Source organism: Psychrobacter sp. UBA6766 (genome assembly GCF_002453355.1).
Classification (GTDB): Bacteria; Pseudomonadota; Gammaproteobacteria; order Pseudomonadales; family Moraxellaceae; genus Psychrobacter.
Map to the genome: position 1 here is coordinate 16,747 of NZ_DKGQ01000025.1, position 17,331 is coordinate 34,077.

Here is a 17,331-nt window from a genome sequence, read left to right on the forward strand (position 1 = left end):
ATGATGACCATCGCCGGACAACCGTTTCTCACCGATTTTCAGACGCAACAACTCATCAATCAGTTTCAGCAAAAAACCGAGCTAAATGTCAATCAAATAAACACTCAGCAAGTTTATGTGCTATCGCGAGAATTGTCTGGTGACGAGCATAAAAAAGCGCTAGATTTGTTTGCCATTCATGAAGGTATTGACCTCCTAGCCCCAAAAGACAATCAAATACAAGTTATCGTTGGCCCGCGTTTTGGTACGATTTCGCCATGGGCCAGTAAAGCGACCGATATTTTTAATAACTGCGAAATCGAGATCAATCGCGTCGAGCGCGTCATCGTTTATACGCTAACTATCGCTGGTGAAACTCCCTCAACATTGTCTGCTACCGTTGAACAATTATTGTTTGACCGCATGACCCAAAGCTTGGTTTATGATTTAAATGATGTCAGTAAACTGTTTGAAGATGAGGCGCCAGCCGCGCTTAATCGCATTGATGTCATCGGTCAAGGTCAAGCGGCGCTTGAGTCGGCCAATAGAGAATTTGGTTTTGCGTTATCGAGCGAAGATATCGACTATCTCATGAATGCGTACGTTAATGAGCTAAAGCGTAATCCAACTGACGTTGAACTGATGATGTTTGCGCAGGCCAACTCTGAGCATTGCCGTCATAAGATTTTTAACGCTGAGTGGACGGTTGATGGTGAGGTTCAGCCAAAATCATTGTTTCAGATGATTAAGAATACCTATCAAGCCAATCCACAAGGTATCTTGTCGGCTTATAAAGACAACGCGGCGGTGATGGCTGGTGCCAAGGGGCTGCGTTATTATCCCGTTCCGACTGACGCGATGGATGTAAATGCTGCCCATCCTTACGATTTTCATCAAGAAGAAATCGACATCTTAATGAAAGTTGAAACCCATAATCATCCAACGGCGATTGCGCCTTATGCAGGTGCAGCGACAGGTGCGGGCGGTGAAATTCGTGATGAAGGTGCAACGGGTCGCGGAGGTAAGCCAAAAGCTGGTTTGACAGGCTTTCATGTGTCGCACTTACATATTCCAGAGCTTAGCGAAAAATGGGAGCAGTCTGGCCAGGTCAACACCCAAGATTATGGTACGCCTGATCGCATGGCAACCAGTCTTGAGATTATGACCGAAGCGCCATTAGGTAGTGCCAACTTCTCAAACGAGTTTGGTCGTCCAAATCTATGCGGTTATTTCCGTAGTTTCCAATTGGATACTTCAGCGGCAAAAGATGGTAGCCAAATGCGCGGTTATCATAAGCCAATCATGTTGGCAGGTGGTTACGGCAATATCAAACGTAACCTCATTGAAAAAAACGCCATTCAACAAGGTGACTTATTAATTGTCCTTGGTGGTCCTGCGATGCAAATTGGGTTGGGCGGCGGTGCAGCATCGTCTGTGGATAGTGGCGAGTTAGATGAAGGCTTGGACTTTGCTTCTGTGCAGCGCGATAACGCCGAAATGGAGCGCCGCTGTCAAGAAGTCATCGATCGCTGCTGGGCGCTGGCCGGCAATGATGTTGACGCAAGCAATGGCGGAAAAGATGGCAATCCCATCGTGTCGCTACATGATGTTGGCGCCGGCGGTCTATCGAACGCCATGCCAGAGTTGGTCAATGACCACGAAATGGGGGCGCATCTAAATTTGCGTCGTATTCCATCGCTAGAAGCGGGCATGTCGCCAATGGCGATTTGGTCAAACGAAGCACAAGAGCGTTATGTCCTTGCTATTCGCCCTGAAAGTAAAGAACAATTCGATGCGATTTGTGCTCGTGAGCGCTGCCCGTACGCCATCTTAGGCGAAGCGACCGAAGTCCGTCAGCTTATCGTTGATGACGAGCTGCTTGATGAGCAGCCAGTCGATATGCCAATGCAAGTATTACTTGGTGGAACGCCAAAAATGCAGCGCAGCTTTAGTCGTCAAGAGAAAGAATTACCGCCGCTTGAGCTGAATGACTTTAACTTAACTGAATCTATCAAAGATGTGCTACGTCATCCAACCGTTGCCAGTAAATCATTCTTAGTTAGCATTGGTGACCGCTCTATTACGGGAATGGTCGTCCGCGATCAATATGTTGGTCGCTATCAAGTGCCTGTCGCTGATTGCGCCGTTACCGCGTCTGGTTTATTAGCGATTGACGGTCAGCCAATGAGCGGTGAAGTGATGAGTGTCGGTGAACGAACGCCAGTTGCCCTTATTAATCCAAAAGCCTCTGCGCGTTTGGCCGTCGGTGAAGCGATTACCAATATCGCCGGCGCTCGTATTAACCAGTTGTCTGATATCACCATGTCAGCGAACTGGATGGCAGCCTGTGGTGATGATGCGGAAGATGCTGCCCTTTTTGACGCCGTCCATGCTATCGGCGAAGAACTATGCCCAGCACTGGGTATTGCTATTCCAGTCGGTAAAGACTCGTTATCGATGCGTGCTAACTGGTCGGATGATAATACTGAGCAAGATAAATCTGTTGTCTCACCAATGAGCCTTGTGATCACTGCTTTTGCTCCTGTCGTCGATGTGGCAAAAACCCTAACGCCTGAGCTAATCAAAGGTGATAGCGCGTTTTACCGTATTGATTTATCAAAAGGCAAACTGCGCCTTGGCGGTTCAATCTTGGCGCAAACGGCTAGCCAATTGGGTAATGAATGCCCCGACCTCACTCAGCCAAGCGATTTAATCGATTTCTTTAACTTTATCCAAGCGGGCAACGCCCAAAACGTCATCAGCGCCTATCACGATATTGGTGATGGTGGTCTACTTGCGACTATCGCTGAGATGCAATTTACTAGCCGTCAAGGCATCAAGCTGTCATTGGACGATAAAAACCTACTGGGTCAATTATTTAGCGAAGAGCTGGGCGCGGTGATTCAAGTATTGCCAGAAAATGTCGCGGCTCTCATGCAGTTGGCAGAAGAATTTAATGTTAGCGATATGCTAAGCCTTGTTGGTCAAAGCACTGAAGAAGACAGTCTTATCATTCAAACGCCGCTACATATGGGTGATGATACCTTGCGCTTTAGCCGAAGCGAGCTGCAACAAGAGTGGAGTCAGGTCAGCTATCAAATCGCCCGTCGCCGTGACAATCCTGCATGTGTCCAGCAAGAGTATGATTTGATTAGTGACGCCAGCCATCAAGGGCTTATTGCTGCGCCAAACTTTGACCTCAATCAACGGATAGAGGCGCCCTACTTAAATAGTCGTGAAAGCAAACCAAGAGTCGCCATCCTGCGTGAGCAAGGCGTCAACGGTCAGACGGAGATGGCAGCAGGCTTTACCCAAGCAGGCTTTGAAGCGGTTGACGTCCATATGAGTGACTTGCTCAGCGGTCGCATCAACCTTCGTGACTTCGATGGTTTGGTCGCTTGTGGCGGCTTTAGCTATGGTGACGTACTCGGCGCGGGCTCTGGTTGGGCGAACTCTATCTTGTTCCATGACGAATTGCGCATGCAGTTTGTGCGCTTCTTTGCCCGTCCAGATACCTTTAGCTTGGGTGTCTGTAACGGCTGTCAGATGATGGCGCAGTTAAAAGACCTCATCCCAGGCGCGGAGAATTTCCCGCGCTTTATCGCTAATAAATCAGCGCGTTTTGAAGGGCGAACGGTCAATGTCAAAATCGAGCGTACCAAATCGATCTTCTTCAAAGGTATGCAGGACAGCATCTTGCCAATCGCTGTGGCGCACGGTGAAGGTTATGCCACACTGAACGCCACCGAAATCGACGGCATGGCAAAACATGGTCAGCTCGCCATGCGCTTTGTCGATAGCCAAGGTCATCCAACCGAGACTTATCCGCTCAATCCAAACGGTTCGCTTGGCGGTGTCACGGGTCTATGTAGCACCGACGGTCGCGTCACCCTCATGATGCCGCATCCTGAGCGTAACCTAAAAGCCTATAACCACAGCTGGAAACCAGAAGCGTGGGACGAGGACGGCGCGTGGATGCGTATGTTCCGTAATGCCCGAGCTTGGTTGCGTTAAGATTGACTAAGCTTGTTTAGATTATTGTTTTAGATAGCTATTTTTTAAAATGAAAAGGTGGGCGTGAAGCTCACCTTTTTTATGTTTGGAATATTTAGCTCAATTAGATTCAGAAAAAATATGTAGATAAGTACTTCAATGGCGTATATAATGAAACGTAAAGATAAAGGGTACTGAATGTTACATTTTATCGAAACGCCAATATTTACTAAGCAAGTACTGAAACTATTAGATGATGAAGCTTATAAAGAGCTGCAGGAAAATCCAATTAATAATCCAGAACAAGGTGATTTGATTCAAGGTACAGGAGGCGTTCGAAAAACCAGATGGGCACTTAGCCAAGGTAAGAGTGGCGGCATTCGGATTATCTATTATTTTGTGAATAGTCAGGGCATATTTTTTATGCTGCTAGCTTATCCGAAGAATGAACAAGCCTCTCTATCAAGCGAAGAGAAGTCTAGTTTATACAAACTGACTCAACAAATTAAAGAGGTGTATAGCCATGAGCAATGAATTTTACGATGATTTGTCTACATCACTCAATCAAGCATTGGCGATTGCTAAAGGGCAGGCTCAGCCTAGCCGCCAGTTTACCCATGACATGCCCAGTATTAAGGAAATAAGAACTAAGACAGGGCTATCGCAACAGCAGTTTGCCGATAAACTTAATATCAGTTCGCGTACCTTACAAAATTGGGAGCAAGGTACCAGAAACCCAACAGGGGCTGCGGTTACATTAATGCGCTTATTGAATAAAAAGCCTGAGTTAATTGCCGAAGCTTAATTGATCAAAAATAGCCAATCTTATCTTGGTCACGCACTCGGTGGTATTACGGATGCGTGGGACGAGGACGGCGCGTGGATGCGTATGTTCCGTAATGCCCGAGCTTGGTTACGCTAGGATAAGTTGAGTTAGTTTTAGATAATGAAAAAGGTGGGCTTAGGCTCACCTTTTTTGTGTGGGGGGTTTGATTTTATGTGGGAGCTATTTCCCGCCTTCCGCTTGTATCTGCCAGTCTGGGCGCGGCGATGGCTACGGTTTGGGTCGTCGCTTGTTTCGCGTCGCCATCCCAAAACCTAGCTACCGCAACTTGCCCAAATTAGCAGAATACTGTTTCAGTCGGGGCTAGCGGTGACATCGCGTTCTTGCTACCATCTATTGTGGTTTAGTTATTTCATCTTATAAAACCGCGACTTTTACTTTATTGAATTTACGTTATGGATACTATTTGAATGACGAAAATAATCGACTACATAAATGAATTTCCTCTACCAATGAGCTGTGTACCGCTAACTTTAAAGTCGCTTCTTTCACAAGAGAGTGTCGATATATCAGATAGTAAAATAAATGTAACTATGAACCGCCCCGTGATTGTCGGAGACCTAACTTTCTGAGAGAATACGACAATGAAAAGACAAACCTACACTCCTGAGATTAAAGAACGCGCCGTTCGCATGCTGATTGAAGCAGCAGGCGACTATCCCTCCACATGGTCAGCTATTCAAGCCATTGCTTCTAAGATTGGCTGCACGCCTGAAACCTTGCGATCGTGGCATAAAAAGCACATAGATAAAACTATACCAGCTAATGTTCAAGCTCAGGATCAAGCTGCACGTATTAAAGAGCTTGAACGCGAGAATAAAGAGCTTAAGCAAGCTAATGAAATTATACGCAAAGCAGCCGCTTTTTTCGCCCAGGCGGAGACGGGCCGCTGACTAAGAAAATGGTTAGGTTTATCGATGAGTATAAATGTCAATACGGGATCGAGTCAATTTGTAGAGTCCTACCAATTGCCCCATCAACCTATTATCGTGCTAAAGACTTAGAGGACTGTCCTGAGAAGCGCTCATTACGAAGTCAGCATGACGACTACTATATCAGTAAAATCAAACGTATTTGGCAGGACAGTAAATGCCGTTACGGTGTTCGTAAAGTCTGGCAGCAGATGAAAGCGGACGGGCTACAGGTTGCTCGTTGCACTGTAGAGCGTTTAATGAGACAGCATGGCTTACAAGGTGTCTGGCGCGGTAAGGGTAAGATTACCACCAACAGCCGTGACGACCAGAAGCGTGCTGATGACTTGGTCAATCGCAACTTTAATGCACGTCAACCCAATCAGCTATGGGTGGCGGACTTTACCTATATTAAGACATTGAGCGGCTGGGTCTATACCGCTTTTATCATTGATGTGTTTGCCCGCGCTATTGTGGGCTGGAAAGTATCTAATCGTATGAACACAGATATGGTGATGGCGGCGTTAAATCAGGCGATAGCAGATAGGAATAATCCTAAGGATGCCATTCATCACAGTGATCGCGGGGTTCAGTACTTATCCATTCGCTATACTGATAAAATGGCTGACTCTGGCGTGATTGCTTCGGTCGGTACAACAGGCGATTCATACGACAATGCCTTGGCTGAAACGGTCAATGGACTCTATAAGTCTGAGGTGATTGAGTATCTAAAGGAGAGCTGGACTGGCGTTAATGATGTTGAATTGGCAACCCTTGAATGGGTAGACTGGTTCAACAAGAAGCGTCTACATAGCACGATTGGTTATGTGCCACCCTTTGAGTTTGAAAAGCGGTATTATGATAATTTAATCCTGTCAGGTATTGCTGCCTGACTCAAATAAAACACTCTCCGATATAGTCGGGGCGGTTCATACTGCTCCTTTGCCTGATCTTGTTTGGCTTTTTCTACTAAATACTTTTCAAGTTTATATGCTTCAGAATAGCCCATAGTTTATCCTCCCTATGATTTTTACCATATAAAAAACGGCACTGAAATCAGCACCGTTTTATAAGTCGTCACAATATAAAAGCTAAGCACGAATCAACAAAATCAATCCCAGCTTAAAATCACCTTACCGCATTGCCCACTTTCCATGATATCAAAGCCTTCTTGGAAGTCATCGATGTGCATGCGATGGGTAACGATTGGCGACAAATCAATACCGCTAATCAGCATTTGCTCCATCTGATACCACGTCTCCCACATCTCGCGCCCATAAATACCCTTTAGAGTTAACGCCTTGAAGATAATTTTGCTCCAATCCACCGTGGTAGTATTGGGTAAAATGCCCAAGAGGGAGATTTTAGAGCCGTTATACATATTACTAATCATTGAGTCAAAGGCCTGCGGCGAGCCTGACATCTCAAGACCAATATCAAAGCCGTGCATGTTTAAGGTATCGATGGCGCCTTCGATGGTTTCACCTTTGGCTGGGTTGATGGTCATCGTAGCGCCCATTCTTTTGGCAAGCTCTAAGCGATAATCGCTGATATCACTGACCACAATATTACGTGCTCCTGCGAAGCGGCAAATCGCCGTTGCCATTGAACCAATCAGTCCCGCACCTGTAATCAGTACGTCTTCACCAAGTACAGGAAAGGATAAGGCAGTATGAGTGGCGTTGCCAAATGGGTCCATAATGGCGGCCATCTCGTCACTGATACGCTCATCAAGTTTGATGACATTATCGGCAGGAATCACCAAATATTCGGCAAACGCGCCATCGCGGTCAACGCCCACGCCGATAGTGTTTTCACACACATGTAGCTTACCACGGCGGCAGTTGCGGCAATGTCCGCAAGCGATATGGCCTTCGCCTGTGACTCGGTCACCCACTTTAAAATGCTTGACACCATCGCCCACTTCACTAATGATACCGACGTATTCATGTCCAATAATCATCGGCGTCTTGATGGTGTTTTGTGACCATTCATCCCACTTATAAATGTGCAAATCTGTGCCACAAATGGCGGTTTTTTTAATTTTTATTTTAACGTCATTGATGCCGACTGTCGGTTCTGGCATGTCTTGCATCCAGATGCCTTTTTTATCATGTGCTTTAACCAGTGCTTTCATACTTTTCTCTTATTTAGCTGTGTTTAAAAAATAAATACTGAACTACGCTTAGGGGGTGTTAAACATGCCTTAATCAATTACTTTCATTTGCTTGGCGACTTTGATAAAGGCGGCGATACACTGGTCTAGCTGCTCGCGAGTATGGGCGGCAGAGAGCTGGACACGAATGCGAGCCTCATCTTTGGGTACGACAGGGTAGAAGAAGCCAATCACATAAATGCCTTCTTCAAGCAGCGCATCTGCCATTTGTTGTGAGACATTGGCGTCATAAAGCATCACCGCACAAATGGCCGATTCAGTAGGCTTGATATCGAAGCCGGCATCTTGCATTTGCTTGACAAAATAGGCGGTATTTTCATGCAGTTTATCTTGTAGAGTATTGTCTTGCGATAACATCTCAAACGCTTTTACGCCAGCCGCAGCCACCATAGGAGGAATGGAGTTTGAAAATAGATAGGGGCGTGAGCGTTGACGGAGCATCTCAATGATTTCTTTTTTACCCGTCGTAAAGCCGCCAATAGCACCGCCAAATGCCTTGCCCAAGGTTCCAGTGATCAGCTCAATATCACCGCGTAGATCAAACAATTCAGTCACGCCGCCACCGGTGCGACCGACGACGCCTGCTGAATGCGACTCGTCAATCATTACCATGGCATCATATTTTTGTGCCAACGCATAAATCTCATCCATTGGTGCGACATTACCGTCCATTGAAAACACACCATCGGTGACAATTAAACGAAAACGCTGTGCTTGCGCCGCTTGTAGCTGAGTCTCTAAATCTTGCATATCTGCATTGGCATAGCGATAACGCGCGGCTTTACACAGGCGCACACCGTCAATGATTGAGGCATGGTTTAACGAATCAGAAATAATGGCATCCTCGGCGGTCAGCAGTGGCTCAAAGGCACCGCCATTGGCATCAAAACAGGCCGCATAAAGAATCGTATCTTCGGTATTAAAAAACTTAGAAATCGACGCTTCTAATTGCTTATGCAAATCTTGCGTTCCACAAATAAAACGTACCGATGACATGCCATAACCTGAGTTTTCAATGGCTCGGATAGCCGCTTTTTTAATCTCAGGATGGTCAGACAGTCCAAGATAGTTATTGGCACAGAAGTTAAGCACCTCACGGCCATCGGTGATCTTGATGAGCGCATCTTGTGGGGAGGTGATAATGCGCTCAGTTTTATACAGTCCCGCCGCGCGTATATCGCTGATTTCTTGCTGTAAATGTTTTTGAAACGCCTGATACATAAATATTCCTTTTTGATATTCTTAGAGTCTTCATTGGTAATGCAAATACTGGTAATGTAGATATTAGGACTGCTAATGGGAACAATCTATCAAAGCTACACATATCCTATCTTCAGTAAAACCAACGATAGGAAAACCAACGATATGGTTCGAGCAATGATGCTGTCTATAATCCCGTAGGCGGTAATTCTATCATTAGCTCATCGCAATAAGTAGCCCAGGCAACAATCCTATAATAAGCAACTGTATTCTCGCTTTGATGTAGACACTTTTGCGTAAAGTGTGATTCGGCTGAAGGAGATGATACGCAAGCAATGCTTTCTCAACTAAAGGATAGAGCACAATATAAAGAAGGATGCCAGTCATCATGCCAATGATAGAAGGTATTGACAGTTAGATGGCTATTCATCCTTCGAATTCTCAAGAGCCTCGCCTTGCGCCTTAGCAATCAACTCATGAATCTTCGCGCTCTCTCTAAGGACACAAGCCTCATACGCAGAGAGTGGCTCAGTTTCCTGCTCTTTTTCATGTGCTTGATTGGCCTTTTCTTCTAGATATTTCTGAAGTTCGTCTTGTTCATCTTTATCATTGTATTGAGAATTACTCATGGCTTAGGTCTCCTCATATTTTTGTCACTTAATAAAAGTCATCACGACCAGCATACTTCTTGTTCAGTGCTTGTAATATTGCATAGGTTTCTAAATCTAGCTCGCCCGTTGGCTGCTGCGGTCTGAAATGTAATTGAAAGGCATAAACGACATTGCGACTGGCTTTATCCCATTCATCGCTATCATTGATTTGATAACCATAATCGCGAAACGCTTGCTTAATCTCAGGTATCGTTGCTGCTGAAAATGCATCTTGATTCATAAAAAATTGCTTATCAAAGTCATCATACCAAGCGCCGATGCCGTGCTCTTTATACAGGCGCTCCCAAGGGAACTTGGCACCGGGGTCGATTTTACGCGAGGGTGCCATATCGGCATGACCAATGACATTCTTGGGAGAGATGTGATAGCGCTTTGACAAATCCTGCACCAATTGCGCGACTTTTTTAATCTGAACCTCATTAAATTCTACATAATGCTCATAAGGATGGTAGTCGAGTTCGCTATTTTTTAAAGCGTTTCGATATTCAGGCTTGATGCCTGCATTGACAATCTCGATGCCGATAGAGGTATCGTTAAGTATCGTTCTGCCTGCAAAGCCGCCATTGCCTGCATGCCAAGCACGTTCACTTTCAGGAACTAAGTTATAAATTTTATTATCGTCATGATCTAAAATTAAGTAGTGAGCGCTGACATCACCGGTGGTCAAAAGCTTAATAGCGCGGGCATTGTTGCTCACCGTATAGTGCAGGATAATGGTTTTGATGCGCTCGCTTTTGCCCGTTGCCTGATAAGTCTCGCTATCAACGACGAAAGGTTTAGGGTTCGCTATTTGGATATTAGTAGTCGTCACGCAGCCAATTAGGGGCAGCGTTAGGACAAATGCTAAAAAGAGATTTTTTACCATGAACGATTAACCTTGTTTAATCTTCTTCGCCAAAACGGTTTTCCAGCTGTCCTCCAAACACTCAATCGCCAGCCACGGCCCAATCACCTCTGCATCAAACTTCTCTTTTGAATTAGCCAGCTGCCATAACTTTTCCAGCGTCGCAAAAGGATAGGGGCGCTCAATTAAATAAATCGGCAAATCAGCGTTAATCATGCCATCACGAACGACGTCAAAATACCAACCAGCGATACCTTGTTTGGTTACCCAAGAGGCGATATTTGGCACTTTACTCAATTTAAACTGACCGATTTGGTCGTTGATTTTGAAGCAAGGGCGGCGCGGTTGCACAATACGTAATTGTACGCTGTCATTAGTGTCAATATCGCCATACTGCCTACCATATTCAAAGACGTCACCAATACAAACGTTAGACTCGTCCATTTCTGGCAAACCGTTTACCGCTTCAGTTGTTAAGTTTTCACCCAAGGTTCCAATGCGTACCTTTAGACCAAACTCAGCGTTAATTTTATCGTAAGTTGCCGTTGCTAGTTGATGCACAGCTTTTAGCGGGCCGCCATGATGGCGTCTATCGGCTTGCTCATCGGTAGTTAAGCCCATAAAATTGACAGCAACAGGCGCTTCGATAGGTGCTTTATCAATCGCGCTTATCTGCTCACGAGCAAACGGCATGGCTTTACCTGCTCGGACGCAGGTTAAATTGGCGATATGTAGCGGCAGTGTTTGGTTAAAGTCGATGATGTTTTCTTTGATGGCAGAGTCTATTTGTTCCATGCTCATTAGATTTCCTAATTCAGGGGAATTTATTAGGTAAGTGACGATAGTGTTATAGATATTTATAGTGGTTATTATCTTAGCTTAATCATGCGCCTGATTATACGGTTTCGGTATTTTAAAGTTTATCAATGCCTTAAAATTTAAATAAAAAAAGACCAGAATAGATATCTGGTCTTTTTATGAAGCCATTTTGGTAATAGACAGCCTTATTTGTTTTTATTGCGGCGACCAGCAGTTTTCTTTTCACGCGGCACGGCAACCAGCTCAGCCAATTGATCAGGCGATGACCATAGACCTTCTAAGTCATAAAATTCACGGGCTTGCGGCGTCATCATATGCACGACAACCGCGCCCAAATCAATCAAAGTCCAGTCGGAATCTGTACCACCTTCACGGCCAAGTGGCATAAAACCTGCTTGCTTAGCTTCGGCACCGACGCTGTCAGCCATCGCGCGGACGTGGCGTTTTGAGGTTCCGTCAGCGATAATGATGCGTTCCATCACGTCAGTTAAGTTTTCTACGTTTAGGACGGTGATATTTTTCGCTTTCATGTCGTCAAGCGTGTTTTCGACTACTGCTAAGCATTCTTTTAAGCGTTCTTCAGTCATGGTATTGGTCATAAATGGTCATCTCTTCAATCATAAATATTAAAAATAAAATAGTAAATCGTCCCATTGGCTGAGCTAACGAGGCCTTCAACAGTGAGATAGGTGGGCAATCGTTTTTTGCGGCAAATGGGAGAAAGTAGGCAATATTAAAAGTATAAGGCGATTTTAACGGAATTGAGCAGCAGAATATAGCTGATGGGCGATAATATATTGATAAACGGCAGGATTTAGCCATTTAGCAAATGAATTGGGTGTAGTAGGGTTAATGATAGCATTTATTGACTGAAAAGTTGCGATTTGCATTTTGGCAGTGTGTTTTATATCCATCAATTGCGGCGCTCGCGGCAATTGCTGGCGCAGCTTCTGGCGAACTTGGGTGCTCGATATCGCTGTCACAGGGCGCGAGTCTATATAAATGCGGCCTCGTATGACATTTTTCAAGTTGGTGCGGTCTGTTAAATGCTGCAAATTTGGCGTGACGAGGTCAGTAGCTGAGTCAGCGACTAAGCTTTGCAGTGGTATGGGAAGCTGAGATTGCAGAGCAGTTGAGTTTTGCATTACCAAATCGTTATCAGCGCGTTGTTTATTTTCATCAGGATTTTTAGCAGAGCTGTCGTTTTGGGAAATGCTAACACGATTGAAAATCCATAAACTGACATAATCAGTCAGTACCAAACCGTCATTCCATTTATCTAAACTCTGGGCGCTGTCCATTCCCATAATAAATATCAGACTGTCATGCGGATAGCGTGCACGTAAGGTTTTTACGCTATTGATCGTATAGACAGGCGGCGTTTGCCACAGCTCAAGCTCATTAATTTGTAGCGGGGTATCTTTTATGGCCAGCTTTAACATGGCCAATCGGTGCTCAGGATTGGTGCTTTGTTCTTTAAAGGGCGAGCGCGCATTGGGCAATAATGACACCTGAAGCTTACGCTGTTGTAGCGTAGCTATCGGTAATAAACTCTGATAAATATACAACGCCATTTGCAAATGACCGTTATGGACAGGATCAAATGAGCCGCCCAAATAGGCGCGAATGGCGGGCGCAGGGTTTTTGATAAAATGATGAGCGGTAGAATTAGACATAAATAAGCAAAAATTACTGCTTCTGGGCGTTGTGGTTAAATGACTTTAGGTGAACTATAGCATTATTGCGAGCAGCCAAGTAGGCTCACGGCGTCAAAAACGCTTACCTTTACTAAAAAACCGACCATCATGTTGATAGTCGGTTAAATATAGGATGATTAAGCATCATTTTGATGCTATTAAATCGCGTCGCTGTGCGCTTGGATGGCGGTCAGGGCGATGGTGTAAATAATATCATCGACCAAGGCCCCACGTGACAAGTCATTAACGGGTTTATTTAAACCTTGTAGCATCGGCCCAACACTGACCACATTGGCGCTCCGTTGAACGGCTTTATAGGTAGTGTTTCCTGTATTTAGATCGGGGAAAATAAAGACATTGGCTTGACCGGCAACGGGTGAGTCAGGCGCTTTTTGTTTACCAACGCTCATCACAGAAGCCGCGTCATATTGCAATGGGCCATCGACTTTTAGATCAGGCGCACGCTCACGAACGATTTGGGTCGCGCGGGTGACTTTTTCGACGTCGGCTCCTGTTCCTGATGAGCCTGTTGAGTAGCTAATCATCGCAACTTTTGGATCGATACCAAAAGCAGCGGCCGATTGTGCCGATTGAATAGCGATTTCAGCCAGCTCTTCGGCGTTCGGATCTGGGTTAATGGCACAGTCGCCATAAACCACCACTTGCTCAGGCAACAGCATAAAGAAAACGGACGAAACCAGCGAGTACTGCGGCGCGGTTTTAATCAACTGAAATGCTGGGCGAACGGTATTAGCCGTGGTATGTTCCGCCCCAGAAACGAGACCGTCGACTTCACCCATCTGGAGCATGGTCGTCCCTAGATAAACGGTATCTTTTAAATATTCAGCGGCGACCTCTTCGTTGGTTTTACCCTTACGGCGCTCGACTACCGCTGCGATATATTTATCCATATCAAGGGTGTCAGGGTCGATAATCTCTATGCCTTCGGGCAAGACCAAATCGCGATTTTTTGCCACTTGTTCAACGTCACTGCGTTTAGCGAGAAGCACACAATTGGCAATACCACGGCTTTGGCAGATGCACGCAGCTTCGACCGTTCGCGGCTCAGAACCTTCTGGCAGGATGATACGTTTTTTGGCCTTTTGCGCCTTTTTGACTACCTGATGACGAAATGCGGAAGGTGACAGACGCGTCTCATACTCGTGGCTAAAATATTCTTTAATCCAGTTAAGGTCTAGATGCGCGGCGACATAACGCGCCACTTCTTCGGCGCGCTCGGTGTCATCGCTTGGAATCTCAGCGCTCATGTGCACAAGGCTTTGAACCGTCTCATAACTGTCACTTTCAACACTCATGACAGGAATGCCGGTTTTTAATGCTGATTGCCAAAGCTCAGTGACCGTTGGGCTTGGAACCACGCCGCCCGTCAATACCAATCCTGCTAAAGGAATACCGTTGATACAGGCAAGTCCTGCTGCCAATAATAAATCATCGCGGTCACCTGGAACAACGACAAGCGTGCCGCGTTTAAACACTTCATCGACGCGTGCAACCGAGCGAGCAGTCAGACTGATTCGCGTGATACGGCGAGATTTTGCTTCACCAACGTTTAGCCATGTGGCATCAAGTTCAGCGGCGATGTCCCATGTACGAGGAACAGAGAGCGAGTCACTAAACGGGACGACCCCGATGATTCGGAACTGCTCAGTATTAAAATACGGTGATAGGCGCTGAACTTCTTGCATAAAGCCGTCGTCTAAATGGACGATGGCTTCGCCTGGAGCGACCATTTGATTTTCGATGGTAGCTTGAACATTTGGCAAATCATGCATACGCATTAAAATACAGCCTAACGTGCGATCGCTGGCGACGCCACCAAATTCACGGGCATATACGTCGAGCTTATCGGCTAAATAAGCAGGTTTACTGGTATCTGCAGTACTGACAAAGATGATTTTGGCATCTAAAGCATGGGCAATAGCGCGATTGATTTGTGAGGCATAAGAGATCTCGGTCGTTGATACTAGGCCTTCGCAAATGACCACATCGTAGTCATCACCGAGGGTATGATAGTTAACGACCACCTCTTCCATCAAGGCGTCAAGATTGTCATCACCAAGCATCCGCTCAACGCGTTGACGGCTGATAGATTTGGGCGGATTAAGGCCAAAAGCATGCATGGCTAAGGCGCTTGAGCTGTCTAAGCTACTTTGTTTATCAAGAGGGTCGTCTTGTAAAAACGGTTTCATAAATCCTGCTTTGATACCGTTATAGTCAAACGCACGAATCAAACCTAATGCCGCCGACGTCACTCCGATACCGCGACTGATGGGCACAAGTAAAAAAGTTTGCATAATGTATCCTACTATTTATTCTATTTTTAAAGGGTGGGCGTGTTAAAAAGCCTATTATTCTCGCGCTACAAGAAAAATATCGTGTTCTCTTATAGCAGAGGGTTGTTTTTATTGTAGATTCAACATTTATAGAATCCAGCCTTATAAACCTATCCTTATAAACCCAGCGCTTGACGCGTTTCTTGTGCGATGCGGCACTCTTCATCGGTTGGCACAACCCACAGCTCAACACTACTACCTTCAGCATGAAAACTGCCTTCACGGCCACCGACCAAGCTGGCGTTTTTATCAGCATCTACTTTGATACCAAAATGCGGCATCATCTCTAAAATGCGCGCACGCGTGGTGACCGAGTTTTCGCCGATACCGCCTGTAAAGACAATTCCGGTAAAGTCCGGTAGGGCACAGCTAAAGCTGGCGAGGTATTTGGCGATGCGGTAGCAGAACATCTCAATCGCAAGCCGTGCATCTTGATGCCCCTCACTAGCCGCTTGTTCAATGGTACGTAAATCATTTGACAAGCCTGAGATGCCAAGCAGACCGCTTTCATTATTGAGCATTTTATCCGTTTCTTCTAAGCTCATTCCCAGTTGGCGCTTGAGATGAATGTGTAAGCTTGGATCGACATCACCGCTGCGTGTCCCCATCATGAGGCCTTCAAGCGGCGTCAATCCCATGCTGGTATCTAGACTTTTGCCATCATAGACAGCAGTGGCTGAGCAACCATTCCCTAGATGGGCGGTTAACCAGCCATGCGGCCCTTTGGCACTGGTAATGTTGCTGGCGCGTTCTGAGACATAAGCGTGCGAGGTGCCATGAAAGCCATAACGACGAATTTTATATTCTTCATAAAGGACTTTTGGAAGCGGATAACGGAAAGCAACGGGTGGCATGGTTTGGTGAAAAGCGGTATCAAATACCACCGCTTGCGGAATCTCAGGATAAATAGCTTGTACTGCTTCAATACCCAAAGCATTGGCAGGATTATGTAGAGGCGCTAGCACTTTTAGTCGTTTTACTTCTTCTAAGACATGCGCATCGACCCGCACAGCTTCTGAGTATTCTCGGCCGCCATGTACCACCCGATGACCAACGGCAATAAAGTGATACTGTCTTAATAACTCAAGGATTTTCGTTAAGGCAAGCTTGTGACGACCACCAGCAATGGCGATTTCTAGTTTTTCACCATTTAACGTCGTGTGTTTAATACGGGCGGTATCAAGACCTAAGTTTTCTGCCAGACCCGTGATACGCGTGCTATCGTCATCGCTAATCAAAGCATATTTGATGGAAGAGGAGCCGCAGTTGAGGACTAAAGTGGGATTATTTAGGGTTAATGCTTCAGAGTTTTTATTATTAAAAGTGTTGGTTACGCCAGCGCTCATACTCTATCCTTAGATTTTATGTTGTGAGTGGAGATATGTAAGTGGATATTGGTAAGTGATGAATCGACATCGATTATCACCGGCTGTATACACAAAAACCAGCCATATCCTTGCTGGCGTATGTCAAACAACTGACATACGCAACAATTATATCGCTGATTTTTATTATTAATTTTTATCATTTTTGGACTTACAGGCTTTTTAAAGCCTCTTAAAAAAATATAAAATGCCGAAAATATTACTGCTTTTAAGGTCAATAAAACGCATCCTAGCACCTCATTACAGGTGTAAGGGCTAACTATAATGTACCATATTTTAAATCTCATACCACGACAACTATCAGATTTGAATTAGGATAGACCGTCACGTCAGTTCCTAATTCTAATAAATTTATGCGTCAGTCAGAGGTAGTAGGCGCACAGCTTTGTCGAATAATGCTATGATTAAAAAATTGTCCTATTATCCCGATTGCAGCCTTATTTTCGCTGATAGTGATT

Annotated in this window: 13 protein-coding genes and 1 other annotated feature; of the genes, 4 read left to right on the plus strand and 9 right to left on the minus strand. The window is 45.4% G+C overall.

All coding sequences use genetic code 11. The features are described 5' to 3' along the window. From purL to B4K26_RS05505, 4 genes are all read left to right on the plus strand, one after another. Window positions 1-3,993: a phosphoribosylformylglycinamidine synthase gene (gene purL, locus B4K26_RS05490; RefSeq protein WP_296244036.1), complete on the plus strand. Its 3,993-nt coding sequence runs from the start codon at window positions 1-3 to the stop codon at window positions 3,991-3,993. A gap of 177 nt (window positions 3,994-4,170) precedes the next feature. Next, on the plus strand, window positions 4,171-4,506 hold the full coding sequence (locus tag B4K26_RS05495) for a type II toxin-antitoxin system RelE/ParE family toxin (RefSeq protein WP_296244037.1): 336 nt from the start codon (window positions 4,171-4,173) through the stop codon (window positions 4,504-4,506). Next, window positions 4,496-4,777, plus strand: coding sequence for a NadS family protein (gene nadS / locus B4K26_RS05500; RefSeq protein ID WP_201534059.1), 282 nt, complete (start codon window positions 4,496-4,498; stop codon window positions 4,775-4,777). The genes B4K26_RS05495 and nadS overlap by 11 nt, the downstream gene beginning before the upstream one ends. Window positions 4,778-5,400: 623 nt before the next feature. Then, window positions 5,401-6,620 (plus strand): IS3 family transposase gene (locus B4K26_RS05505; protein WP_296244038.1). Its coding sequence is split into 2 segments (ribosomal slippage): window positions 5,401-5,686 and window positions 5,686-6,620, totalling 1,221 coding nucleotides; the frame shifts between segments, so codons are not numbered across the junction. Continuing rightward, window positions 5,676-5,792, plus strand: a sequence feature (AL1L pseudoknot). (Overlaps the previous gene by 117 nt.) 218 nt (window positions 6,621-6,838) lie before the next feature. On the opposite strand, the gene tdh is transcribed toward B4K26_RS05505, so the two are convergent. The 9 genes from tdh to B4K26_RS05550 all read right to left on the minus strand — a co-directional run bounded on the left by tdh (window position 6,839) and on the right by B4K26_RS05550 (window position 16,834). Next, window positions 6,839-7,864 carry an L-threonine 3-dehydrogenase gene (gene tdh / locus B4K26_RS05510; protein ID WP_296244039.1) on the minus strand — a complete coding sequence of 342 codons (1,026 nt, stop codon included), beginning with the start codon at window positions 7,862-7,864 and terminating at the stop codon, window positions 6,839-6,841. 69 nt (window positions 7,865-7,933) lie between these two features. Continuing rightward, window positions 7,934-9,124, minus strand: a complete 1,191-nt coding sequence (gene kbl / locus B4K26_RS05515) for a glycine C-acetyltransferase (RefSeq protein ID WP_296244040.1) — start codon at window positions 9,122-9,124, stop codon at window positions 7,934-7,936. Window positions 9,125-9,525: 401 nt separating this feature from the next. Continuing rightward, window positions 9,526-9,732 carry a hypothetical protein gene (locus B4K26_RS05520; RefSeq protein ID WP_296244041.1) on the minus strand — a complete coding sequence of 69 codons (207 nt, stop codon included), beginning with the start codon at window positions 9,730-9,732 and terminating at the stop codon, window positions 9,526-9,528. 28 nt (window positions 9,733-9,760) lie between these two features. Beyond that, window positions 9,761-10,639: an N-acetylmuramoyl-L-alanine amidase gene (locus tag B4K26_RS05525; protein ID WP_296244042.1), complete on the minus strand. Its 879-nt coding sequence runs from the start codon at window positions 10,637-10,639 to the stop codon at window positions 9,761-9,763. 6 nt (window positions 10,640-10,645) lie between these two features. After that, window positions 10,646-11,413 carry an MOSC domain-containing protein gene (locus tag B4K26_RS05530; RefSeq protein WP_409521353.1) on the minus strand — a complete coding sequence of 256 codons (768 nt, stop codon included), beginning with the start codon at window positions 11,411-11,413 and terminating at the stop codon, window positions 10,646-10,648. Window positions 11,414-11,622: 209 nt separating this feature from the next. Next, on the minus strand, window positions 11,623-12,036 hold the full coding sequence (gene rsfS / locus B4K26_RS05535) for a ribosome silencing factor (protein ID WP_296244044.1): 414 nt from the start codon (window positions 12,034-12,036) through the stop codon (window positions 11,623-11,625). Window positions 12,037-12,189: 153 nt separating this feature from the next. Beyond that, the gene (locus tag B4K26_RS05540) at window positions 12,190-13,113 is read right to left on the minus strand and encodes a nicotinate-nicotinamide nucleotide adenylyltransferase (RefSeq protein ID WP_296244045.1); all 924 of its coding nucleotides are present in this window, start codon (window positions 13,111-13,113) and stop codon (window positions 12,190-12,192) included. A 179-nt stretch (window positions 13,114-13,292) separates the two neighbouring features. Beyond that, a complete protein-coding gene (gene pta, locus B4K26_RS05545) occupies window positions 13,293-15,449 on the minus strand; it encodes a phosphate acetyltransferase (protein ID WP_296244046.1) in 2,157 nt (718 codons plus the stop codon). A gap of 155 nt (window positions 15,450-15,604) precedes the next feature. After that, window positions 15,605-16,834, minus strand: a complete 1,230-nt coding sequence (locus tag B4K26_RS05550; RefSeq protein WP_296244047.1) for an acetate/propionate family kinase — start codon at window positions 16,832-16,834, stop codon at window positions 15,605-15,607. Between the last annotated feature and the right edge of the window lie 497 nt (window positions 16,835-17,331).

Coding starts and splice junctions, on each gene's coding strand:
- tdh (WP_296244039.1), bottom strand. CDS start 7,864: ATGAAAGCACTGGTTAAAGCACATGATAAAAAAGGCATCTGGATGCAA.
- purL (WP_296244036.1), top strand. CDS start 1: ATGATGACCATCGCCGGACAACCGTTTCTCACCGATTTTCAGACGCAA.
- B4K26_RS05550 (WP_296244047.1), bottom strand. CDS start 16,834: ATGAGCGCTGGCGTAACCAACACTTTTAATAATAAAAACTCTGAAGCA.
- B4K26_RS05495 (WP_296244037.1), top strand. CDS start 4,171: ATGTTACATTTTATCGAAACGCCAATATTTACTAAGCAAGTACTGAAA.
- kbl (WP_296244040.1), bottom strand. CDS start 9,124: ATGTATCAGGCGTTTCAAAAACATTTACAGCAAGAAATCAGCGATATA.
- B4K26_RS05530 (WP_409521353.1), bottom strand. CDS start 11,413: ATGGAACAAATAGACTCTGCCATCAAAGAAAACATCATCGACTTTAAC.
- B4K26_RS05520 (WP_296244041.1), bottom strand. CDS start 9,732: ATGAGTAATTCTCAATACAATGATAAAGATGAACAAGACGAACTTCAG.
- pta (WP_296244046.1), bottom strand. CDS start 15,449: ATGCAAACTTTTTTACTTGTGCCCATCAGTCGCGGTATCGGAGTGACG.
- B4K26_RS05540 (WP_296244045.1), bottom strand. CDS start 13,113: ATGTCTAATTCTACCGCTCATCATTTTATCAAAAACCCTGCGCCCGCC.
- rsfS (WP_296244044.1), bottom strand. CDS start 12,036: ATGACCAATACCATGACTGAAGAACGCTTAAAAGAATGCTTAGCAGTA.
- B4K26_RS05525 (WP_296244042.1), bottom strand. CDS start 10,639: ATGGTAAAAAATCTCTTTTTAGCATTTGTCCTAACGCTGCCCCTAATT.
- nadS (WP_201534059.1), top strand. CDS start 4,496: ATGAGCAATGAATTTTACGATGATTTGTCTACATCACTCAATCAAGCA.